Below are 22,920 nucleotides of genomic sequence, written 5' to 3' on the forward strand. Positions count from 1 at the left end.
TGCACAGCACACACCAGGAAAGCCTCAGAAATTTGTGTGGGTTTCGCCGCCCTCACCGGGGCAACTCCATAACTATACGACCCCTCCACCCCAAACACAAATCCCCCACCCACCCCCACCACACCCACCAAAACCCGGGGACGTGGTGGGGGTGGGGACGGGTCTACGCCGGTTCGACCTCGACCATGGCGAGGGTCCGCTTGCCCCTGCGGACCAGGGCGTAGCGGCCGTGCAGGAGGGCCTCCGAACCGATGGCCGCCTCCGGGTCGGTGACCTTGACGTTGTTCACGTAGGCTCCGCCCTCGCTCACAGTCCTCCGGGCGGCCGAGTTGCTGGCGGAGAGCCCGCTGGCCGTAAGCAGCTCGACAATGGTGGGGGTCCCGGCGGGAAGGGTGACGGCCGGCAGTTCGGCGGTGGCCGCCGTGAGGGTGGGTTCGTCAAGCTGGCCCAGCTCCCCCTGGCCGAACAGTGCCGCCGAGGCCGCGATCACCTTCTCGGTGGCGTCGACCCCGTGGATCAGAGAGGTGACGTCATAGGCCAGGGTGCGCTGCGCCTCGCGCAGGTGCGGCCGTTCTGCCGTGGACTGCTCGAGCGCCTCGATCTCCTCCCGCGTCCGGAACGTGAACACCTTGAGCCGGTCGATGACGTCGGTGTCGGCGGTGTTGAGCCAGAACTGGAACATGGCGTAGGGGCTGGTCATGGCGGCGTCGAGCCAGATGGCATTGCCCTCGCTCTTGCCGAACTTCGTCCCATCGGAGTTGGTGACCAGGGGCGTGCCGATGGCGTGGACGGTCTTGCCCTCGGCCTTACGGATCAGTTCGGTTCCGCTGGTGAGGTTGCCCCACTGATCCGAGCCACCCGTCTGCAGGACGCACCCGTAGCTGCGGAACAGTTCGAGGAAGTCCATGCCCTGGAGCACCTGGTAGCTGAACTCCGCGTAGCTGATGCCCTCGTCGGAATTGAGCCGGGTGGCCACAATGTCCTTCTTGATCATGGTCCCGACCCGGTAGTGCTTGCCGACCTCACGCAGGAAGTCGATGGCGCTCATCGGCGCGGTCCAGTCGAGGTTGTTGACCATGCGGGCCCCGTTGGGGCCGTCGAAGCTCAGGAAGCGCTGAACCTGCCCCTGGAGGTAGCCAACCCATTCGGCCACCGTCTCCCTGGTGTTCATGGTGCGCTCGGCCGTAGGCCGGGGGTCCCCCACGAGCCCGGTGGATCCGCCCACGAGGGCCAGCGGCTTGTGGCCGGCGAGCTGGAGCCGGCGCATCAGCAGCAGCTGCACGAGGTTACCCAGGTGCAGGCTCGGTGCCGTCGGGTCGAAGCCGCAGTAGTAGGTGACCGGGTCTCCGGCCAGGAGCTCTTCGAGCTCGGCCTCGTCCGTCGAGACGTGCACGAGTCCGCGCCAGCGGAGCTCCTGCCACACGTTGGCGAATGAGGGGTCGTTCTGCTGGGCGCTCAGGCCCGGATCTGAGGATTCTGTCGTCTGCGGCACAGGATCCAAATTATCAGCCCTCGATGCCCTCCGGGATCGTGCCGGTCGAGATCAGGCGCAGCCGCTGGGTGGGGCGCGTCATCGCCACGTACAGGTCCCCCACCCGGGCGGTGGCCGAATCGAGCATGCGCTGCGGCTCCAGGATGACCACGCCGTCGAACTCAAGGCCCTTGGAACCGCGCGGAGTCAGCAGCACGATGTCCTGGGTGGGACCGCCGGCCCCGGATCCGACCCGGTCGCCGTACTCGGCGGTCAGGGCCCGCCGGACGTCGTCGAGCTGGTCCTCGGGCGCAATGACGGCGAGCAGCCCGCCGTCCACGATGTCCAGTTCCTCGGGCACCGCCTGCAGCAGGGCAGGAACCAGCTCGGGCACCCGGTCGACGACGGGAGCGAAGCGGCCTTCGCGCACCGCCTTCGGCGCCGAGATCACGAGCCCGGCCGCGGTGGCCATCCGGACGGCGGCTTCGGCGATCTGCGCCGGAGTCCGGTAGTTCACCGTCAGTTCCTCGAGCTGCCAGCGATCACCCACGAACGGTTCGAGCGCCTGGCCCCAGGAGCTCGAACCGGCGGCCGAACTTGTCTGGGCGATGTCCCCGACCACCGTGAATGACTTCACCGGGCAGCGCCGCATGAGCAGGCGCCACTGCATCGGCGAGAGCTCCTGCGCCTCGTCGACGACGATGTGCCCGAAGGCCCAGGTCCGGTCGCCGGCGGCCCGCTCCGCTGCGCTGAGCCGCACGGAGGAAACGGCATTGTGCTGTGCCAGTGCCTCGGCGGTGACGACGCCGTCGACGCCCGAGTCGATCAGGGACGCATTGACGTTCTCGAGGGTGCGCTCGGCATTGGCGAGGTCCCGGCGGTTCTCGGCCTCGCGGGCGGCGGTGTCCCTGCCAGCCGAGGCGTCGAGTTCGCCGAGGAGTTCGGCGGCCTCATCCAGGAGCGGGACGTCGGCCTCGGTCCAGGGGGCGTCGGCCGGCCGCAGCAGCAGTGCCCGGTCCGCCTCGCTCCAGTGCGGTGCGGCCGCGGCGAGGTGGGCGGGCTTGCTCAGCAGTTCGGTGATGAGCTTCTCCGGCGTGAGCGGCATCCAGGCGAGGTTCAGGGCAATCCGCACGTCACGGGAGCTCCGCACGTCCTCGGCGAGGTAGGCCCGGTCGGCGTTGTTGCCGGGACCGGAGGAGGCCTCGAGCTGCTCGGTCAGCTGTTCGGTCAGTTCACGCAGGAGGATCTTGACGAACGTGACGCGGGCTTCGTTGTGCGGTTTGCCGGTCGCACGCGCCCGGTCCCTGGCCCGGGCCACCTGGCGCGGCGTCAGGGTCAGCATCGTGCCTTCAACATTGAGCCGGCGGGGCTCGGCCGGGATGCGCTGGCGGTTGGCGACGGCGTTCCGGATGATCTGCGCCATTTCCAGCCGGCCCTTGAGTGCCGCCGCTCCCTCGCTGTGTTCGGGAACGGTGGTGATGCCGGGCATCAGGGTACCGATGCCTGCCATCACCACGCCCGTCTCGCCGAGCGAAGGCAGGACCCTCTCGATGTACTTCATGAACGCGTCGGTCGGTCCGACGAGGAGCACGCCGGCAGACTTGAGCCGGTCGCGGTGGGTATAGAGGAGGTAGGCGGCGCGGTGCAGGGCCACGGCGGTCTTGCCGGTGCCCGGACCGCCCTGCACGACCGTCACCCCCGACAGCGGCGCCCGGATGATGCGGTCCTGCTCGGCCTGGATGGTGCCGACGATGTCCGACATCTGGCCGGTCCGGCGGGAGTTCAGCGCGGCCAGCAGCGCCCCCTCGCCCTGCAGCGACTCGTCGTTGCTCAGCAGTCCGGCGTCGAGGACGTCGTCCTCGATGGCGACCACGTCGCGCCGGGAGAGGATCAGGTGCCGGCGGCGGCGGACGCCCATCCGCTCAAAGGCCGTCGCCTGGTAAAAGGTTCCCGCCTCGGGCGCCCGCCAGTCGATCATCAGCTGCTGAAGGTCCTCCGTGGAGAGCCCGATCCGGCCGATGTAGCGCTCCTCGCCGTCGTCGAGGTCGAGGCGTCCAAAGACGAGCCGGTCGTCCACGGCGTTCAGCTGGGCGAGGCGGTCCTCGTACATGGTGGCGAAAGCGTCGCGTTCGGAGCGGTTCTGGTGCGAGCCAGCCGAGGCGCTGCGGCGGACTTCCGCCAGCTGCCGGGCTTTTTCCTCACGCAGCTCGTCGAGCCGCCGGTACAGGCCGTCAACGTACCCGCGCTCGTATTCAAGTTCGTTCTTGGCGTGGGACGTTTCATGCATGATGGGTTTCCCTCCCGGAAAGGCAGACCGTCAATTCTATCCTGATTAACGTGCGCAGAACCCTACAGGGTTGACAGCGCGTGCACCCGGCGACCCGGCAGGAGTTCGCGGCCGGCCAGTGCCTCGAGTTCAAGCACGACGCCGCATCCGACCACCTCCGCACCGCCCCGCTCGAAGAGCCGGGCCGCCGCCGCGAGGGTCCCCCCGGTGGCGAGCACGTCGTCGAGCAGGAGCACCCGGGTCCCGGGAGTGACACTATCTCTGTGGATTTCAAGGGTGGCCTGGCCGTACTCGAGGTCGTAGGCCTCCGAGTAGACGGCGCGCGGCAGTTTCCCGGCCTTACGGACCGTGACGACACCGGTTCCGGCGGCATAGCCGACGGCAGCCGCGAGCAGGAACCCACGGGCCTCAATGCCGGCCACCACGTCGAACGTGCCGTGGAACGGTTCGATGAGGGCGTCGATGACGGTGCGGAACGCCGCGGCGTCCGCGAAGACCGGTGTGAGGTCCCGGAAGATGATTCCGGGCAGGGGAAAGTCGGGCACCGCGGCGCAGAGTTTCTCGACGAGGTCACGTGCGGAACCGGCGCTCTGGGGGGCCGGTGGGCTGATATTCACCCCATCACCTTACGGGCAGCACGGGGCTTCGCGGGCCGGTACTTGGAGACGGTGGGCTCACCTGGCAGCCAGAAGCGCCATGGGTACTCGGCGCCACCCCCGGGACCGCTGAGCCCGACGCGCGGACCGGTGGCATACTCCCCGGCCGATACGGGCGCCTCAGGCAGTTCGAGGTCCAGCGGCCCGGCGAACAGGTCGGCGCCGTCGAACCGGCGGTCGAGGCCGAGCGCCTGCGCCAGGCGGGCCGGGCCCCGGGCCAGGTCGAGGTCGCTTCGAGGCCCTCCCCGGCGGGCCCGGGCCGTCTCGATCCCGTCCACGACCTCCCCGGCGCGCAGCAGCACGCCTCCGGCGCGGCCGTCGTCACCGCACACCACGTTGGCGCAGTAGTGCATGCCGTAGGTGAAGTACACGTAGAGCGTGCCGGCGGGCCCGTGCAGGGAGGCGTTCCGGGCGGTCCTGCCGCGGAAGGCGTGCGAGCCCGGATCCTCGGTGCCACGGTAGGCCTCGACCTCGGTGATGCGGACGGTCACCGGCCCTTCTTCGCCCCGATGGGTCAGGAACGCGCCCAGCAGCAGCGGTGCCGCTTTCAGGGGATTCACGGCCAGGCGGCTGCGCGACGGGTGGGAAACGGGCGGGACGGGCGCGGGTGCGCCGGGAACAGGCAGGTGGGCCACAACCAGTTACGGTAGCAAGCCGCCCGCGTCCTCCTCCAACCGGGGACGCCACGGTGATGTCCGATTCCCGCTAGGTTGGGCCTGAGAAAGCTGGGAGGATGAAGCAATGGACTTCTGGCAGCAGTACCGCGCCATCGACGCCCGCGACGTCCGTTTCGACGGACAGTTCGTCACGGCGGTCTCCAGCACCGGCATTTACTGCAGGCCGTCCTGCCCCGCACGGACGCCGAAGCCAGCGAACGTCCGGTTCTACCGCACGTCGGCCGCGGCCCACGAGGCCGGATACCGGGCGTGCAAGCGCTGCCTGCCCGAGGCCGTCCCCGGCACCCCGGAATGGAACCTGCGCTCGGACGTGGCAGCCCGCTCAATGCGGCTGATCGCCGACGGCGAGGTCAACCGCTCGGGCGTCGTCGGCCTGGCTGGGAAGCTCGGGTACTCGACGCGGCAGCTCAACCGCATCCTGCGTGAGGAACTCGGCGCAGGCCCGCTGGCCCTGGCCCGTGCGAGCCGCGCTCAGACCGCACGGACGCTGCTGACCGCGACGTCGATGAAGCTGTCGGACGTCGCCTTCGCCGCGGGCTTCAGCAGCATCCGCCAGTTCAACGACACGGTGCAGGAGGTCTTCGACCTCACCCCGTCCCAGCTGCGCGGGGCGGATTCCCTCAGCCGGGCTCCCCGCCGTTCCGCCGACCGCCCGCCCGGTGCGGCCGCCCCGGCGTTTCCGGGGCTGGTCCTGACCCTGCCGGTCCGGGCTCCCTACGACAACGGCATCTTCGGCTTCCTGGCCGCCCGCGCCCTGCCCGGCGTGGAGCAGGGCACGAAGGAAAGCTACGCCCGGCTGGTGCAGCTTCCGGGCGGACAGGGCTGGTTCCGCGCATTCCCCGTGGGCGGCAGGGATGCGCCGGGGGGTCTGCGGGTCGAATTGAGCCTTGAGAGCCTTGGCGACCTGCCCGTGCTCCTGAGCCGGATCCGCAGGCTGTTCGACCTCGACGCCGATCCCACGGCCGTCGACGCCGCCCTCTCGGGCAGCCCGCTGTTCGCGCCGCTGGCGGCAGCGGTGCCCGGAATCCGGCTTCCCGGGGCGGTTGACCCCGCGGAGCTCCTCATCCGGGCGATGATCGGCCAGCAGATCACCGTGAGCGCAGCGAGAACCGCGCTCACCTCCCTGGCCGAGGCGGGCACGCCGTCGGTGCTGCCCCAGCCCGGCTTCGAGCGGCTGTTTCCGAACCCGGCGCAGATCGCGGAGGTGGCAGGGAGCGTGCTGCGCGGACCGGCCCGGCGGATCGAGGCGGTTCGCCGCACCGCCGAGGGCCTCGCCGACGGCAGCATCCGCCTCGGCGTCGAGGACGACCCGCAGTCGCTGGCGGACCGGCTGCTTCCCCTTCCCGGGATCGGCCCGTGGACCGTGAACTACGTGGCCATGCGGGTGCTGGGAGCAACCGACATCCACCTCGGCAACGACGCCGCCATCCGGAACGGGTGGGCGGCCCTCACCGACTCCGGCGGGCCGGCGGCCGGGGCAGCGACCAAGGCCGGGGCGGCCGCCGCGCTCTCCGACGCCATGTCCGCCGTCAGCCCCTGGCGTTCCTATGCCACGATGCACCTGTGGCGGGTTGCCTCCGGCATCCCGGCACGGGCCTCCGGCGCCCGCCGGGTGCACGCTGCCCGCCCGGGCTCCTCCCCCGATGCTTTACCCCCGGCCCCCTCCAAGGAATCGAAGGACAACCAGTGATGACCTCCCTGACCACCACCATCCCCACTCCGGACGGGCCCTTCACCATCATTGAACGCGACGGGGTGGTGATTGCCTCGGGCTGGACCGCCGACACGGCGGACCTGACCGGGCAGATCCACACCAGCCTCAAGCCGGTCTCGATGAGCGCCGCGCCGGCAGAGCTGCGGCGGATCACCGATGCCGTTGAGGCCTACTACGACGGCGACCTGACGGCGATCCTCGAGGTCCCCGTCCACCAGCTCTCGGGACCGTTCCGCACCCGCGCCTGGGAGGTGCTCCGCGAGGTGCCGGCGGGCGAGCCGGTCACCTACGCCCAGTACGCGGCGCTGACCGGCAAGGCGACCGCCGTCCGGGCGGCCGCGGCGGCCTGTGCGCGCAACGCGGCGGCCCTTTTCGTTCCGTGCCACCGTGTGGTCCGCACCGACGGCACCCTGGGCGGGTTCCGCTGGGGCCTCGAGGTCAAGCGCCGGCTCCTCGACCGGGAGGCCGCAGCGCACGGCCTCCCCCCGGCCGTGTCGGCCACTGCCTCCGGCGCCCAGACGGCCCTCTTCGACTGACCCCTCCGCCGGGAGGGCACCCTCCGGCCAAGTGCGCACGGCCAAGTGCGCACGGCCGAGTGCGGAGCGGGTGGACCCAGGTTCGTTCTTTCCCACCGCCCCTTTCGTCGAGTTTGCATGTCACCACCCTTTGGGGCGCTCGAAGCGGGGTGAGCTGCAGTCTCGGCGGGAGCGGACAGACTCCAGGTGCGTTCTTTCCCACCGCCCCTTTCGTCGAGTTTGCACGTCACCACCCTTCGGGCCGCGCAGAGCGGGGTGAGCAGCAGTCTCGATGGGAGCGGGCAGGCTCTGGGAAGCGCGCCCGCTTGCCGCCCCTTCCCCACCGCCCCTCCCCGCCGAATGTGCACGTCACCACACTTTGCACCGCGCAGAGCGGGGTGAGCTGCAGTTTCGGCGCGGGGGCGTTCCCCGCGGGTACCGTGTGCGGCACGAAGACGCGATCCGGAACCGTTGACAGGAATTAATCCAGTCGCTTTACTTATCGCAACGACGGGCCACTACTTTCACTCCCGTCGCCACCCGCCATCCTCCTGCTGGCCAAAGGCGACCTGCAGAATTCCCGGTGGGTTCTCAATGGAGCAAAGGAGCACCATGCGAAAGTCAGTTCTCTGGGCCGCGCCCGCCATCCCCTTCCTGGTTCTCGCGGCCTCGGGCTGCGCACCGGCAGGCAATGACGCCGAGGGCGGCGACAAGTCAATCACGGTGGCCTATCAAACGACCGCCACCTACACGCAGGTGGACAAGCTGATGAAGAAGGCCAAGGAGGATTTCGAAGAGGCCAATCCGGGATCGACCGTCGAACTCGAGCCCATCCAGGCGGAGGAGAACGACTACGCCACCAAGCTCGCCCTGATGCAGCGCTCCCCCGACACGGCGCCGGATGTCTTCTACGAGGACAGCTTCCGCGTCCGGCCAGACGCCGAAGCGGGCTACCTCCTGGCCCTGGACGAGCACCTCGCCGAGTGGGAGGACTGGGACTCGGCATTCATCGACAGCGCCAAGCAGGCCGGCCTGGGCGCCGACGGGAAGACCTACGCGGTGCCGATGGGAACCGACACCCGCGCCCTCTGGTACAACACCGAGGTGTTCAAGGAGGCCGGGCTCGACGTGCCGTGGGAGCCCAAGACCTGGGATGACATCCTCAGCGCCGCCGAAAAGATCAAGGCTGCCATCCCCGACGCGGTCCCCTTCAACATCTACTCCGGCACCGGCATGGGCGAAGCTGCCTCGATGCAGGGCTTCGAGATGCTCCTCTACGGGACGGACGACACCCTGTACGACACGGAAGAGGGCAAGTGGGTCGTGGGCTCGCAGGGGTTCAGGGACTCCCTGCAGTTCATCTCCGACGTCTATGGAGGCGGCCTGGGCCCGGAGGTCGCCACGGCGCTCGACTCGAACTACTACCAGCAGCTCAACGGCGAGGGCTATCCCACCAACAAGGTCGGCGCCTCCATCGACGGCTCGTGGATCGCGGGGACCTGGCTTGAGACCGGGCCCGCCCCCTGGCCGGAATGGTCCGAGGTCATGGCCGTCGCCCCCATGCCGACGCAGAACGGGCAGGAGCCCGGTGCGACGAGCATGTCCGGCGGCTGGACCCTGGCCGTCGGGGCGAACACCAAGAACCCCGACATGGCATTCGACTTCATCAGCACGGCGCTGAACAAGGACAACACCCTGTCCTTCAATAAGGACGCCTCCCAGGTTCCGGTGCGCCGCGACGTCGCCGAGGACCCCTCCTTTACCGAGTCCAGCCCCGTCAACAAGTTCTTCAGTGACCTCGTCGAGGTGACGCACTACCGCCCCACCACCTCGGACTACCCCGAGATCTCGGGAAGCATCCAGCAGGCCATGGAGGCCGTCATGACCGGGGAACAGTCGGTCGAGGAGGCGGCGGACGCGTACGACGACGCGGTCCGGAACCTGGTCGGCGACGACAACGTCATCGAGAAGTGACAGCCACCCCGACCCGCACCGGCGGGGCCGGGAGGCCTCCGCAGGCTGCGCGGCGCCCGGCCGCCGCCGGCCGGACCCCCACTGCGCGCCGCTCACTGCGGCGCGCAGTGCCCCTCGTCCCCGCCGTCGTCCTGCTGGCGCTGTTCATGCTCGGCCCGGTGATCTGGTCCGTCTACGGATCCTTCACCAATGCCTCGCTGTCGGGCACGGCCGCCTCAAGCCCGCGGTTCGTCGGCCTGGACAACTATCTTGCGCTCATCACGGACCCCGACTTCCCGAATGCCCTGTGGCTGACCGTCGTGTTCCTGCTCCTCTCGGCGGTCATCGGGCAGAACTTCCTGGGCCTGGGGCTGGCCCTGCTGACCGCCGCGGCGCCCAAGGCGGTCCGTTCGGTCGTCGCGACGACGGTGGTGACGGCGTGGGTCCTCCCGGAGATCGTGGCGGCGTTTGCCTGCTACGCCTTCTTCAGCTCCGACGGAACGCTGAACCGGATGCTCGCCGCCGTCAACGCGGAGCCGGTCGACTGGCTTTTCACCTACCCGATGGCCGCCGTCATCCTCGCCAATATCTGGAGGGGCACAGCGTTCTCGATGATGATCTACGAGGCCGCCCTGAACGACGTCGCCCCCGAGATCACCGAGGCCGCCGTCATCGACGGCGCCGGCGGGTGGAAACGCCTGATCTACGTCACCGTCCCCATGATCCGCAACAGCATCTCGACCAACCTGATGCTCATCACGCTGCAGACCCTGTCCGTCTTCACCCTGATCTTCGTGATGACGAGCGGCGGACCGAACCAGCGCAGCACCACCCTGCCGATCTTTGCCTACGCCGAGGCCTTCGGGCTCGGGAAGGTCGGTTACGGCACCGCCATCGCGACGGTCATGCTGCTCATCGGCGCGGTGTTCTCCATCCTCTACATCCGAGTTCTGAAACCGGGGGACAATTCATGACCACCTCCATCGCCTCACCGCGCAGATCCGTCTCACGCGGCGTCTCCTCGGCCGTCCTGCTCGCGGTCGCGGCCTGCTTCCTCCTGCCGCTGGCCTGGCTGCTCCTCGCGTCCCTGGACACGAAGGCAACCGCGTCGCTGAACCTGCCAGCGGAGTTTTCCCTGGCCAACTTCTCCGCTGTCCTCACCCCGGAGCAGACCCTGTGGCCGCTGTGGAACAGCTTCCTCCTCTCGGCCGGCTGCGCCGTCATCACCGTGCTGGCCGCGGTGCTCGCGGCCTATCCGCTGTCCCGCCACCAGGCCCGGTACAACAAGCCGTTCCTCTACGGGGTGCTGTTCGGGACCGGGCTGCCGATCACCGCCATGATGGTCCCCGTGTACAGCATGTTCGTCCGGCTGGGCCAGCTCGACAGCGTGGCCACGGTCGCGCTGTTCATGGCCGCAACCTCGCTGCCGATGGCGATCTGGATGACCAAGAACTTCATGGATTCGGTGCCGGTCAGTCTCGAGGAGGCCGCCTGGATCGACGGGGCGAGCGCGATGCGGGCACTCCGCACCGTCGTCGTTCCGCTGATGCGCCCGGGCCTTGCCGTGGTCTTCATCTTCGTGTTTATCCAGGCGTGGGGGAATTTCTTCATCCCCTTCATCCTGCTGCTCTCGAACCACAAGCAGCCCGCCGCCGTGACGGTGTTCAACTTCTTCGGCCAGTACGGAAGCGTCGCCTACGGGCAGCTTGCGGCCTTCTCCCTGCTCTACTCGATTCCGGTCATCGTCCTCTACATCCTGGTCACCAAGGGCATCGGCGGTTCCTTCGCCACCGCCGGGGCGATCAAGGGCTGACCGTCCCGGCTCCATGTCCCCCTGGCCTGTGGCCACCGCCGGTTCCCCCGGCCCCAACGCATCCGAAAGGTCCTTCCATGCACTACGACAGCCCCCTCGTCGAGGCCCGCATCCGGCGTTTCCGCGGAGAACGGGTCCAGCCGGCCCTCTACCGAAGCACCTCCTCCCTCACCCTCAGCTCCTGGGAGGTGCCCGACGAGCCCGTGCCCTTCGAGGAGGCGGTACGGAACGAGTTCACCCCCGCCGGGCACGGAATGTACTGGGGCAAGCCGTGGGGCACCGTCTGGTTCCACGCCGAGGGCAAGATTCCCGCCGTCTGGGCGGACGAGCAGGACACCCGGGTCGAACTCGTCGTCGACCTGGGCTTCACCGGGGCGCAGCCCGGATTCCAGGCCGAGGGCACGGTGTACTCGGCGTCGGGCCGCATCCTGAAGGCCGTCGAGCCCCTGAACCGCGGCGTGCGGCTCGATGCCGCGTCCGGCGAGCCCATCGACCTCTACATCGAGGCCGCGGCGAACCCGAACGTGGCCCAGGATTTCCTGTTCATCCCCACCCCCTACGGGGACAAGGCGACGGCAGGAGACGCCCGACTGTACCGCCTCGCCCAGATCGAAGTCGGCCTGCTCGACCTGACGGTGTGGGAGCTGGAGCAGGACTTCGCCGCCCTGCTTGGACTGCTCGGGCAGCTGCCCGCATCCTCCCAGCGGCGCGCCGAGATCCTCCGTGCCCTCGACCGGGCCGTCGATGAGATGGACCCCGACGACGTCGCCGGCACCGCGCAGCTCGGCCGGGACATCCTGGCGCCGGCCCTGGCCAAGCCGGCGTCGGCGAGCGCGCACCGGCTCCACGCCGTCGGGCACGCCCACATCGACTCCGCGTGGCTCTGGCCGACGCGTGAGACGGTCCGGAAGGTGGCGCGGACCTTTTCCAATGTGTGCGACCTCATCGATGAAAACCCCGATTTCGTCTTCGCTGCATCCTCTGCCCAGCAGTACGCGTGGCTCAAGGCCTCCTACCCTGAGCTCTTCGAGCGGGTGAAGGAGAAGGTGGCCGCCGGAAACTTCGTTCCCGTCGGCGGGATGTGGGTCGAATCCGACACCAACCTGCCCGGCGGGGAGGCTCTGGCACGCCAGTTCGTGGCCGGCAAGAACTTCTTCCTCCGTGAGTTCGGCGTCGAGTGCGAGGAGGTGTGGCTGCCCGATTCCTTCGGCTACTCGGCGGCGCTGCCCCAGATCATGGCCGCCGCCGGGGCGCGCTGGTTCCTGACGCAGAAGATCTCGTGGAACGAGACGAACACCATGCCGCACCACACCTTCCGCTGGGAGGGCATCGACGGCACCCAGCTGTTCACCCACTTCCCTCCCGTGGACACCTACAACTCAACCCTGAGCGGCGAGGAACTGGCCCGCGCCGAGAGCCAGTACGCGGAAAAGGGCATCGGCACCACCTCGATGGTCCCCTTTGGCCACGGCGACGGCGGTGGCGGACCGACCCGCGAGATGATCGCCGCCGCCCGGCGGACCTCCTCCCTCGAGGGATCGCCCACGGTGGCCCTCTCCAGCCCCCGGGCCTTCTTTGAGGACGCGGAGGCGGAGTATCCGCAGCCTCCGGTCTGGTCCGGCGAGCTGTACCTTGAGTTCCACCGCGGCACCTACACCTCCCAGGCCCGCACCAAGCGCGGCAACCGGCGCTCCGAGCATCTGCTGCGGGAGGCCGAACTGTGGGCCACGACGGCGGCGGTGCGCACCGGGGCCGCCTATCCGGAGCAGGAGCTGCGGGAGATCTGGGAGGTGGTGCTGCTCCAGCAGTTCCACGACATCCTGCCCGGCTCCTCCATCGCCTGGGTTCACCAGGAGGCCGAGCGCAACTACGCCGACGTGGCGGTACGGCTCGGGGCGGTCATCGACAGCGCCGCCCGCAGCCTCCTCGGGGCCGGACCGCACACCGCCGTGCTCAATGCCTCGCCCTACGCGGTCGACGGCGTCCCGGCGCTGTCTGCCGCCGCACGGGACCGGCGTCCCGGCGCGGGGACCATTCGCGCGGCCGACGGCGGCTACCGGCTTGAGAACGCCGCGGTCCGGGTCTTCGTCGACGGCACCGGGCTGGTTCGCTCCGTCTACGACGTTGCCGCCGGACGGGAACTGGTGCCCGACGGCGCAGCGGCGAACCTCCTGCAGCTGCACCGCGACACTCCCACCCAGTGGGATGCCTGGGACATCGATGAGCACTACCGCCGGAACACGCGCGACCTCACCGAGCTCACGGACCTGCGGGTCATCGACGGGCCCGGCGGCCAGGCGCTGCGGATCGAACGGGAGTTCAGCGCCTCCCGGGTGGTCCAGTTCCTCTCCCTCGACGGCACCGAGCCGAGGCTCGACATCCGGACCGAGGTCGACTGGCACGAACAGAAGAAACTGCTCAAGCTCGCCTTCCCGCTCGATGTGCACGCCGACCGCGCCACCTCCGAGATCCAGTTCGGCCATATCCACCGGCCCACCCACGCCAACACCTCCTGGGACGCCGCCCGCTTCGAAACGGTGGCGCACCGCTGGGTGCACGTTGGCGAAACCGGTTACGGGGTGGCTGTGGCGAACGATTCGACCTACGGACACGACGTCGCCCGCTCGTCCTCGACCGGCCGCGGATCGACCACCACCGTGCGGCTCTCGCTGCTGCGGGCTCCGACCTTCCCGGACCCGACGGCCGACCAGGGCCGGCACCTGATGAACGTGTCGCTGCGGGTGGGCGCCGGCATTCCTGAGGCGGTGCGCGAAGGGTACCGGCTCAACCTGCCGCTGCGGACCGTCGAGGGCGTGGGCACTCCGGACGCCGCTCCCCTGTTCACTGTCGACTCCGATGCGCTGGTCGTCGAGGCGGTCAAGCTGGCCGAGGATGGCAGCGGCGACGTCGTCGTGCGCCTCTACGAGGCGCACGGGACGCGGGCCCGGGGAACGCTCACGGCCGGCTTCGCGTTCACCTCGGTGGGCGAAACCGACCTCCTGGAGCGGCCCGTCGAGGGTGCCGCGCTCCGCCGGGCGGAGTCGCCGTCGGTGGAACTGGAGCTGCGGCCGTTCCAGCTCACAACGCTAAGATTTGCACGCAGGGCTTAAGCCGGGGAGCCCGATCGACGGAGAGGGTGTGCCTTGAGCGCTGAATTCGGTGCGCCGTCGCGCCGGGGCACCAACCTCCCCCGGATGGGTGACTTCAACCAGACGGTGGTCCTGGACGCCATTCGGCGGTCCCCGGACGGGCTCAGCCGCGTTGAGCTGGCGGGGGCCACCGGCCTGTCGGCACAGACCCTCTCGAACATCGCCCGGCGGCTGCTTGACCAGGCGCTGATCGTCGAATCGGGCACGGTGAGGAAGGGGCGCGGGAAGCCGCGGACGGTCCTCACCCTGAATCCGACGGCGGGTTACGCGGTGGGCGTGCACCTCGATCCGGCGGTCATCACCTTCGTGATCCTCGACCTCAGCGGCCGGGTCGTCGCCCACTCCACGCGGCGCGCGCCGGTGGAGCCCGGCGCCGAGCCGATTGTGGATGTCATGGCCTCGGCCGTTGCCGACCTGCTTGCCGGTGCGGGGGTTGACCAGGGCCTCGTGCTGGGCGTCGGGGTCGCATCTCCGGGCCCCATCGACCCCGAGCACGGCGTCGTTGTGAATCCTCCCTTCCTTCGGGGGTGGCACCAGGTGCCCCTGCGGAGCTCCCTCAGCGAGGCGACCGGCTTCCCCGTGGTGCTTGAAAAGGACGTCGCCGCGGCGGCCGTGGCGGAGATCTGGGGCAGTCACAGCGAGTCGCCGGAGAACTTCCTCTTCGTCTACCTCGGGACCGGCATCGGCATCGGCCTGGTGTCGGGCGGCTCGGTGCTCCGCGGGCGGACACAGAACGCCGGCGAGGTCGGTCACATCGTCGTGGCCCCCGACGGGCCGGCCTGCACCTGCGGGCTGCGGGGCTGCCTGGCGGTGACCTGCATGCCGCAGAACCTCGTGCAGGAGGCCGTTCTGCTGGGCGTGCTCGACTATGCCGTGGACAACGCCGACCCGGGAGCGGTCGAAACGGCGTTCCTCGACCTGTGCGCCCGTGCGGTGGACGGGGAGGCAGCCCGGAGAATCATCGACGTCTCCGCCGAGCGCGTGGCCAAGGCCGTCTCCGTGCTGACGAACGCCCTCGACTTCGACCGCGTGGTGTTCGGGGGTCCCTACTGGCCGCTGCTGGCCGGGTCCTACCTCCGGATTGTTCCGGACGTGCTGACGAGGTTGACCGTGGCCCCGCATACGGACGGGATCCAGGTCGAGGGAACGGCCTTCGGCACCGATGTGGGCGCGGTCGGGGCCGCGTGCACGGTGTTCACCAACGCCCTCTCGCCCTCGCCCGAACAGCTGCTGCTGCGGACCGACAGGCCCGGCCCGGCTCAGGCGGCCAGGGCCCGGCGGTAGAACTCCTCGAGGACCCGGATCTTGCGCTCGCTCCGGTGCGGTGAGCCGCCGGCGAGGTTCACGGCGACCGCGTCGAGATGGGCATGCCAGCGGGCCATGAGCCTTGGCAGCCCCGCCCGGTCCTCCACGACCGCCCGCACCGTCACCCGGGTGCACTTCTTGCCCTCACGGGTGAGGTCCACCTCGGCCAGCTCGACGAAGGGCTGGTCCTCGGGGTCCGCGGTCAGCGCATCATTGACAAGGAGCAGCCTCCCTTCGTAGCGCCGGTCGAAACGGACGAGCGCCACGCCCTCCACCTCTTCGAGCACGCCCATGCTGGGTGAAAGCGCGAAGCGCCGGCAGTAGGCGTCGCGCAGCTCCATCCAGTCCGCGCCCGGTCCCTCCGCTTGCACGCCGGCCGCCGCCGCCCGCAGGGCCCCGAGCAGCAGCTGCCAGCCCGCCGCTCCCTCGGCCAGAAATTCGTCGGTCTCCGGGTGGAGCCGGAGCTGGAGGAGGGTGCCGCCGTTGCTGGGCAGCACCCGGAACTCCACGATCGACACGAGGCCGAACTCGTCCTCCCAGGTGAACTGCACGCTGGTGGGCGGGTCGATGTGCACCACCGTGCCGCTGATGACTCCGCCGTCGAGTTCGAGGGAGAACTCCTTGCCCAGCTTCAGCCCCGGGCTGAGCCGTCCGAGCCAGCGCTCGAGCTTCGGCGGCGACGTCAGCAGTTCCCAGAGATAGGACCGCGGGTAGTCGAACTGTTCGTCGAAGGCCAGGACGTGGTTCCCGTGGACCTGCTCGACGCGTCCGGTGGGATCCGCCCGCCCGGGGCCGCCCGCGGGCGTTCCGCCTGGGTGGGTTTGCCCGGGCACGATCGTACCGGCGGGGGTTTCGGTTCTGGTGCCTGTGTCCATGGTCCCTCCGGGTGGGTTAGCCACAACCTACTCCGGCTCCGGGCCCGACGGAAGACTCCCCCGGCGGCCCGGACGGGCCGCCGGGGATCCTCAGGAGGCCCGGGGGCGGGCGAAATCCGCAGCCGCGCGCAGCTCCCGCTCGAGGGCTTCGAGCTGGCGGGCGACGGCGGCCGGAGCGGTTCCGCCCTGGGCGTCCCTGCTGCCGAGGGACCCCTCGACGCTCAGGACCTCCCGCACCCCGGGGGTGAGGTGGGCGGAAATTCCCGCGTACTCCTCGTCGGTGAGACCGTCCAGGTCCACCCCGCGGCCCTCCGCGAGCCGCACCGCCGCGCCGGACAGTTCGTGCGCCTCACGGAAGGGAACCCCCTGCCTCACCAGCCATTCCGCGACGTCGGTGGCCAGCGCGAATCCCTGGGGTGCCAGCGCTGCCATCCGTTCGGTGGAGAAGGCGAGGGTGGCGATCATCCCGGACACCGCCGGCAGCAGGAGCTCAAGGGTGTCGACGGCGTCGAACACCGGTTCCTTGTCCTCCTGGAGGTCCCTGTTGTAGGCCAGGGGCAGTCCCTTCAGGGTGGCCAGGAGCCCGGTGAGGTCGCCGATCAGCCGGCCGGCCTTGCCGCGGGCCAGCTCGGCGACATCCGGATTTTTCTTCTGCGGCATGATCGAGGAACCGGTGGAGAACGAGTCATGAAGCGTCACAAAGGAGAACTCCTTGGTGGCCCAGAGAATGATCTCCTCGCTGATACGGGACAGGTCGACGCCGATCATCGCCGCGACCCACGCGAATTCGGCGTAGACGTCCCGCGAGGCGGTCCCGTCGATCGAGTTATGCGTCGCCGAGTCGAACCCGAGGTCGGCGGCCACCGCCTCCGGGTCGAGGCCCAGCGAGGAGCCGGCCAGCGCCCCGGACCCGTAGGGCGAGACGCCCGCGCGCCGGTCCCAGTCCTGCAGCCGCTGCACATCGCGCAGCAGCGCCCAGGCGTGGGCGAGCAGGTGGTGGCTCAGCAGCACCGGCTGGGCGTGCTGCAGGTGGGTGCGCCCCGGCATGGGTGCCTCCGGGTGGGCCCGGGCCTGGCCGACGAGCGCATCAACGACGGAGAGCACGCCGCCGGCGATGACGCGCGTGTGGTCGCGCAGGTACATGCGCCCGAGGGTGGCGACCTGGTCGTTCCGGGACCGCCCGGCGCGCAGCCGGCCCCCCAGCTCCGGGCCCGCCCGCTCGATCAGCCCGCGCTCAAGGGACCCGTGCACGTCCTCGTCCGAGTCCGCCGGGGTGTAGGCCCCGGAGCGGACATCGGCGTCGAGCGCGTCGAGGGCCTTCAGCATCCCGGCCAGCTCGCCCTCGTTCAGCAGCCCGGCCCGGTGCAGCACCCGGGCGTGGGCGCGGGAGCCTTCGATGTCGTACACGGCGAGGCGCCAGTCGAAGTGCGTCGACTTGCTCAGCGCGGCCAGGGCGTCGGCCGGGCCGCCGTCGAACCGGCCGCCCCACAGCGATCCGGTGTTGGTGCTTCCGGTGGCGCGGGCCTCCACCTCAGGCCCCGGCCCGCTGGTCGCGGCCTGAGGCCACCTTGGAGGACAGGCCGAAGATCTCGATGAATCCGCGGGCCATCGACTGGTCGAAGGTGTCCCCCGTGTCGTAGGTGGCCAGGTTGAAGTCGTAGAGCGCGGTCTCGGAGCGGCGGCCGGTGACGGTGGCGCGCCCGCCGTGGAGGTCCATCCGGATGTCCCCGTTCACGTACTTCTGGGTGTCCTCGAGAAAGGTGTCGAGGGAGCGCTTCAGCGGGGAGAACCACTGGCCGTCGTACACCAGTTCGGTCCAGCGCTGGTCGACGGTCTTCTTGAAGCGGGCCTGCTCGCGCTCGACGGTGACGTTCTCGAGCTCGCGGTGCGCGGCGATGAGCGCCATGGCACCGGGGGCCTCGTAGATCTCCCGGCTCTTGATGCCGACGAGGCGGTCCTCGACGATGTCGATGCGGCCCACGCCCTGGGCGCCGGCCCGGCGGTTGAGCTGTTCGATGGCCTGCAGCGGGGTGACGGGGCTGCCGTCGATGGCCACGGGGACGCCCGCCTTGAAGGTGATGACGACCTCGTCGGGCGCCGGGGAGGCCTCGGGTGCGTCGGTGTACTCGTAGACGTCCTTGGTGGGCCCGTTCCAGATGTCCTCGAGGAAGCCGGTTTCGACGGCGCGCCCCCACACGTTCTGGTCGATCGAGAACGGGTTCTTCTTGGTGGTCTCGATGGGCAGGTTCCTCTCCTCGGCGAAGGCGATGGCCTTGTCGCGGGTCAGTGCGAGGTCGCGCACCGGGGCGATGCACTTCAGGTCGGGGCCGAGGGTCTGGATGCCGACCTCGAAGCGGACCTGGTCGTTGCCCTTGCCGGTGCAGCCGTGCGCCACCGTCGTCGCGCCGAACTCCCGGGCGGCGGCCACGAGGTGCTTGACGATCACCGGGCGGGACAGCGCGGAGACCAGCGGGTACGCGTCCATGTACAGGGCGTTGGCCTTCAGGGCGGGCATGCAGTACTCGTTGGCGAACTCGTCCCGCGCGTCGGCGACGTAGGCTTCGACGGCGCCGCAGGCGAGGGCGCGCTGCCGGATGTCTTCGAGGGACTCACCGCCCTGTCCGACGTCGACCGCCACGGCGATCACCTCGGCGCCGGTGGCCTCGGCGATCCAGCCGATGGCCACCGAGGTGTCGAGTCCGCCGGAATAGGCGAGAACAATGCGTTCGGTCACTGGGTGTGCTCCTTGGGTGAATCCCCGGACACGGCGTCCGGGAGGGGGTTTGAGGGTACGGGGTGGGGATCGCCCGCGCCGAGGGGGTCGCGGGCGTAGTTCAGGAAGCGTTCGGCGACCTCCGCGCCGCCGTTCGGGTCGCGGGTCACGAGCATGACCGTGTCGTCCCCGGCGATGCTGCCGAGGACCGACGGCATAACCGAGTGGTCGATGGCGAGGGCCAGGAAGTTGGCGGCGCCCGGCGGGGTGCGCAGGATGACGAGGTTCGCCGAGGCCTCCGCGGTGACCAGCAGTTCGGCACACAGCCGAGCGAGGCGCGCGTCGAGGATTTCCTGGGTCAGCCCGGTCTGCGGTGCGCGGCCGCCGCCCTCGCCCGGCACCGCGTACACGAGCGCGCCATCACGGCCGCGGATCCGCACGGCGCCGAGTTCGACGAGGTCCCGGGAGAGGGTCGCCTGGTTGACCTGGACGCCGTCGGCGGCCAGCAGTGCGGCCAGTTCGCCCTGGGACCGCACCGACTGAGCGGTGAGCAGGGCGGTGATCCGGGCCTGGCGGGCGGTCTTCGTCGCCGGCCGGTGCGACTCGCGGGTCATGCCGGCCCGTCTTCCGCCGCAGGGGTGCGCAGCAGCCAGACCAGAAGCGCCTTCTGCGCGTGCAGCCGGTTCTCGGCTTCGTCCCACACCACCGACTGGGGGCCGTCGATCACGTCGGCCGAGATTTCGTAGCCGCGGTAGGCCGGCAGGCAGTGCAGGACGACGGCGTCGGGCCGGGCCAGGCCCATCGCGGCCGCGTCCACGCCGTAGGGGCGGAACAGCTCGAGCCGGGCGGCCTTCTCCTCCTCCTGGCCCATGGAGACCCATGTGTCGGTGGCGACGACGTCGGCGTCCCGGAGGGCCTCGGCCGGGTCCGTGGTGATGAGCACCGAGCCACCGGTCGCCGCGGCCCGCTCCCGGGCGGCGTCGACGACGTCGCCGGCGGGCAGGTGGCCTTCGGGGCCGGCGATCCGCACGTGCATGCCGGCGGTGACCCCGGCGAGCAGGTAGGAGTTGGCCATGTTGTTGGCGGCGTCGCCGAGGTAGGCCAGGGTGAGTCCGGAGAGTTCGCCCTTGCGCTCGCGGATCGTCATGAGATCCGCGAGCAGCTGGCAGGGGTGGTAGTCGTCGGAAAGGGCGTTGATGACCGGCACCGAGGACGCCGCGGCCATCTCCTCGAGCCCGGCCTGCGCGTAGGTGCGCCACACGACGGCCGCGGTCATGCGTTCGAGGACCTTCGCGGTGTCGGTGATTGACTCCTTGTGCCCGAGCTGGGATTCCCCGGCGCCGATGATCAGCGGCGAGCCGCCGAGGTCGGCGATGCCTGCCGCGAAGGAGATCCGGGTCCGGGTGGAGGTCTTGTCGAAGATGACGGCCACCGTGCGGCGCCCGTGCTCCCCGCCCGCCAGCGGGGCGAGCGAGTAGGGGTCCTTCTTCAGCTCGTCGGCAAGGTCGAGGACCTCGCGCTGCTCCGCGGGACTGAGATCGGTGTCGACCAGGAAGTGTCGGGTCATGATGCGGCTCCTTGCGCGGTGGTGAGGATGCCGGGGAGGGCCTCCAGGAAGCTGTCGGCCTGCGGCCGGGTGAGGATCAGCGGTGGCGCCAGGCGCAGCGTGCGCTCCGAGGTGCTGTTGATGATGAATCCCGCGTTCAGCGCCGCCGAGACCGCCGCGGGCGCGTACCCGCCGTCCAGATCGAAACCGACGAGGAGCCCGGCACCCCGGGCCTCGAGAACCCCGGGAACGGCGGCCAGCCCGGCGCGCAGGTGCTCCCCCAGGGCCCGGGCGTTGTCGAGGGCACCGGTTTCCTCGAGGACGGCGAGGGTCGCAAGGCCCGCGGCGCCGGCGACCGGGTTGCCGCCGAACGTCGTCCCGTGCTGCCCGGGGGTGAGCAGGCCCGACGCCGGCCCGTAGGTCATCAGGGCACCGATCGGGAACCCGCCGCCGAGGCCCTTGGCCAGGGTCATGGCGTCGGGGACGATCCCCTCGGCCTGGTGGGCGAACCAGCTGCCGGTGCGGCCGATGCCGGTCTGCACCTCGTCGAGGATGAGCAGGGCGCCGTGTTCCGCGGTGGCTTCCCGGGCCCGCCGAAGGTAGCCCGGCGGCAGCGGGCGCACGCCCGCCTCGCCCTGGATCGGCTCGAGGAACACCGCGGCCACCGTGTCGTCAACGGCGTTCAGCAGGGCCTCCGGGTCCCCGAACGGCAGGTGCTCCACTCCCCCCGGCAGCGGCTGGAACGGCTCCCGGTAGGCCTCTTTCGCGGTCAGGGCCAGGGCCCCCATGCTGCGTCCGTGGAACGCGCCGTCGAGGGCGAGGATCCGGGTGCGGGTGGGCGAGCCGTTCCGGCGGGCCAGCTTGAACGCGGCCTCGGTGGCCTCGGTCCCGGAGTTGGTGAAGAACACCCGGGAGCCGTCGGGGGCTCCGGCGAGCGCCAGCAGCTTCTCGGCGAGCGCGACCTGGGTGGGGCTGGTGAAGAAGTTGGACACGTGGCCCAGGGTTGCCAGCTGGGCCGACACCACCGAGGTGACGAACGGGTGGGCATGGCCCAGGGTGTTCACCGCGATCCCGCCGAGCAGGTCGAGGTAGGTGTTGCCGTCGGCGTCCTCGACGGTGCATCCGCTGCCGCGCACGAGGACGCGCTGCGGGGTGCCGAAGACCCCCAGGAGGGAGGAGCCGTACCGGGCGAGCCAGTCCGCACCGGACGCCGGAGTGCCCGTCGGTGAGCCGAGCCGCGCCAGGAACTCCGCACCGCCGGTCTCGAGCACTCCCCCGGTCCCGGCGCTCATGCCCGGGCCTCCGGCGCCTGCGCCGCGGCGTCGGCGGTGACCTGGGTGCCGATTCCGGCGTTGGTGAAGGTCTCGAGGATCAGGGAGTGGGCCAGCCGCCCGTCGATGACGGAGGCGCTCTCCACGCCGTTCTCGACCGCCTTGAGGCAGGCCTTCATCTTCGGAATCATTCCCGCGGCCAGCGAGGGCAGCAGCTCCCGCAGCTCCGCGGCCGGCAGGGCGGAGATCAGCGAATCCTTGTCGGGCCAGCTGCGGTACAGCCCCTCGACGTCGGTGAGGATGACGAGCCGTGAGGCCCCCAGCGCCGCGGCCAGGGCCGCGGCCGCGGTGTCCGCGTTGACGTTGAGCACCTGCCCGGTCCCGGCGCCGCCGCCGTCGGTCTCCGGGGCGACGGTGGAGATCACCGGGATCCGGCCGGCCTGAAGGATGTCAAGGATGGCGCCGGGGTTGACGCCGGTGACCTCCCCCACCAGGCCGAGGTCGACCTCCTGCCCGTCGACGACGGTGCCGGTGCGCGTTGCCTGAAGCAGGCCGCCGTCCTCGCCGCTCAGTCCCACGGCGTAGGGGCCGTGGGCGTTGATCAGGCCCACCAGTTCCCGGCCGACCTGCCCGGTGAGCACCATGCGCACCACGTCCATCGCCTCGGCGTTGGTGATCCGCAGGCCGCCGGCGAATTCGGATTCGATGCCCAGGCGGCCGAGCATCGAGCTGATCTGCGGCCCGCCGCCGTGCACCACGACCGGGCGGACGCCGACGTGGTGCAGGAACACGATGTCCTCGGCAAAGGCGCGGCGCAGGTCGTCATTGATCATCGCGTTGCCGCCGTACTTGATCACCATGGTGGTTCCGGCGAAACGCTGGATCCAGGGCAGCGCCTCGACCAGGGCGGCGGCGGTGCCCTGCGCCCGGAGCAGGCCGGCGGCGGAGGCGGCGGAGTGCGTCACATTCGGTCCT

At 70.3% G+C, this 22,920-nt stretch carries 18 protein-coding genes; 7 read left to right on the forward strand and 11 right to left on the reverse strand.

From position 1 onward, the window contains the following. Positions 1-163: 163 nt before the first annotated feature. From tyrS to QZX79_RS10290, 4 genes are all read right to left on the reverse strand, one after another. The gene (gene tyrS, locus QZX79_RS10275) at positions 164-1,492 is read right to left on the reverse strand and encodes a tyrosine--tRNA ligase (RefSeq protein WP_294568188.1); all 1,329 of its coding nucleotides are present in this window, start codon (positions 1,490-1,492) and stop codon (positions 164-166) included. Between the two features lie 13 nt (positions 1,493-1,505). Next, positions 1,506-3,758 carry a UvrD-helicase domain-containing protein gene (locus QZX79_RS10280; RefSeq protein WP_294568190.1) on the reverse strand — a complete coding sequence of 751 codons (2,253 nt, stop codon included), beginning with the start codon at positions 3,756-3,758 and terminating at the stop codon, positions 1,506-1,508. A gap of 62 nt (positions 3,759-3,820) precedes the next feature. After that, the gene (locus QZX79_RS10285; RefSeq protein ID WP_294568192.1) at positions 3,821-4,375 is read right to left on the reverse strand and encodes an adenine phosphoribosyltransferase; all 555 of its coding nucleotides are present in this window, start codon (positions 4,373-4,375) and stop codon (positions 3,821-3,823) included. Further along, positions 4,372-4,980 carry a DNA-3-methyladenine glycosylase gene (locus QZX79_RS10290; protein ID WP_294568218.1) on the reverse strand — a complete coding sequence of 203 codons (609 nt, stop codon included), beginning with the start codon at positions 4,978-4,980 and terminating at the stop codon, positions 4,372-4,374. The genes QZX79_RS10285 and QZX79_RS10290 overlap by 4 nt, the downstream gene beginning before the upstream one ends. Before the next feature lie 175 nt (positions 4,981-5,155). Between QZX79_RS10290 and QZX79_RS10295 the strand changes: the two genes are divergently transcribed. The 7 genes from QZX79_RS10295 (at position 5,156) to QZX79_RS10325 (ending at position 15,519) form a co-directional block, all read left to right on the forward strand. Beyond that, entirely contained in the window at positions 5,156-6,781 is a 1,626-nt protein-coding gene (locus tag QZX79_RS10295; RefSeq protein ID WP_294568194.1) for an AlkA N-terminal domain-containing protein, read from the forward strand. After that, positions 6,781-7,341, forward strand: coding sequence for a methylated-DNA--[protein]-cysteine S-methyltransferase (locus tag QZX79_RS10300; protein ID WP_294568195.1), 561 nt, complete (start codon positions 6,781-6,783; stop codon positions 7,339-7,341). The genes QZX79_RS10295 and QZX79_RS10300 overlap by 1 nt, the downstream gene beginning before the upstream one ends. A gap of 591 nt (positions 7,342-7,932) precedes the next feature. Beyond that, complete coding sequence (locus tag QZX79_RS10305) at positions 7,933-9,294, forward strand: extracellular solute-binding protein (RefSeq protein WP_294568196.1); 1,362 nt, start codon at positions 7,933-7,935, stop codon at positions 9,292-9,294. 95 nt (positions 9,295-9,389) lie between these two features. Continuing rightward, positions 9,390-10,247 carry a carbohydrate ABC transporter permease gene (locus QZX79_RS10310; RefSeq protein WP_294568219.1) on the forward strand — a complete coding sequence of 286 codons (858 nt, stop codon included), beginning with the start codon at positions 9,390-9,392 and terminating at the stop codon, positions 10,245-10,247. Next, on the forward strand, positions 10,244-11,086 hold the full coding sequence (locus tag QZX79_RS10315) for a carbohydrate ABC transporter permease (RefSeq protein ID WP_294568197.1): 843 nt from the start codon (positions 10,244-10,246) through the stop codon (positions 11,084-11,086). Before QZX79_RS10310 ends, QZX79_RS10315 begins: the two co-directional genes overlap by 4 nt. Positions 11,087-11,163: 77 nt before the next feature. Beyond that, entirely contained in the window at positions 11,164-14,196 is a 3,033-nt protein-coding gene (locus tag QZX79_RS10320) for a glycoside hydrolase family 38 C-terminal domain-containing protein (RefSeq protein WP_294568198.1), read from the forward strand. 33 nt (positions 14,197-14,229) lie between these two features. Next, on the forward strand, positions 14,230-15,519 hold the full coding sequence (locus tag QZX79_RS10325) for an ROK family transcriptional regulator (protein ID WP_366484892.1): 1,290 nt from the start codon (positions 14,230-14,232) through the stop codon (positions 15,517-15,519). Here QZX79_RS10325 and QZX79_RS10330 read toward each other — a convergent pair. The 7 genes from QZX79_RS10330 to argB all read right to left on the reverse strand — a co-directional run bounded on the left by QZX79_RS10330 (position 15,495) and on the right by argB (position 22,910). Continuing rightward, positions 15,495-16,415, reverse strand: coding sequence for an SRPBCC domain-containing protein (locus QZX79_RS10330; protein WP_294568199.1), 921 nt, complete (start codon positions 16,413-16,415; stop codon positions 15,495-15,497). The two genes, QZX79_RS10325 and QZX79_RS10330, sit on opposite strands and share 25 nt — an antisense overlap. Before the next feature lie 90 nt (positions 16,416-16,505). Continuing rightward, the gene (argH, locus tag QZX79_RS10335) at positions 16,506-17,945 is read right to left on the reverse strand and encodes an argininosuccinate lyase (RefSeq protein WP_294568200.1); all 1,440 of its coding nucleotides are present in this window, start codon (positions 17,943-17,945) and stop codon (positions 16,506-16,508) included. A 1-nt stretch (position 17,946) separates the two neighbouring features. Next, the gene (locus tag QZX79_RS10340; RefSeq protein WP_294568201.1) at positions 17,947-19,149 is read right to left on the reverse strand and encodes an argininosuccinate synthase; all 1,203 of its coding nucleotides are present in this window, start codon (positions 19,147-19,149) and stop codon (positions 17,947-17,949) included. Next, positions 19,146-19,742, reverse strand: a complete 597-nt coding sequence (locus QZX79_RS10345) for an arginine repressor (protein ID WP_294568202.1) — start codon at positions 19,740-19,742, stop codon at positions 19,146-19,148. Before QZX79_RS10345 ends, QZX79_RS10340 begins: the two co-directional genes overlap by 4 nt. Further along, complete coding sequence (argF, locus tag QZX79_RS10350) at positions 19,739-20,695, reverse strand: ornithine carbamoyltransferase (protein ID WP_294568203.1); 957 nt, start codon at positions 20,693-20,695, stop codon at positions 19,739-19,741. The genes QZX79_RS10345 and argF overlap by 4 nt, the downstream gene beginning before the upstream one ends. Next, a complete protein-coding gene (locus QZX79_RS10355; protein WP_294568204.1) occupies positions 20,692-21,966 on the reverse strand; it encodes an acetylornithine transaminase in 1,275 nt (424 codons plus the stop codon). Before QZX79_RS10355 ends, argF begins: the two co-directional genes overlap by 4 nt. Then, a complete protein-coding gene (gene argB / locus QZX79_RS10360; protein ID WP_294568205.1) occupies positions 21,963-22,910 on the reverse strand; it encodes an acetylglutamate kinase in 948 nt (315 codons plus the stop codon). Before argB ends, QZX79_RS10355 begins: the two co-directional genes overlap by 4 nt. Positions 22,911-22,920 lie beyond the last annotated feature (10 nt).

Origin of the sequence: uncultured Arthrobacter sp., assembly GCF_902805515.1 — a bacterium.
Taxonomy (GTDB): domain Bacteria; phylum Actinomycetota; class Actinomycetes; order Actinomycetales; family Micrococcaceae; genus Arthrobacter_D.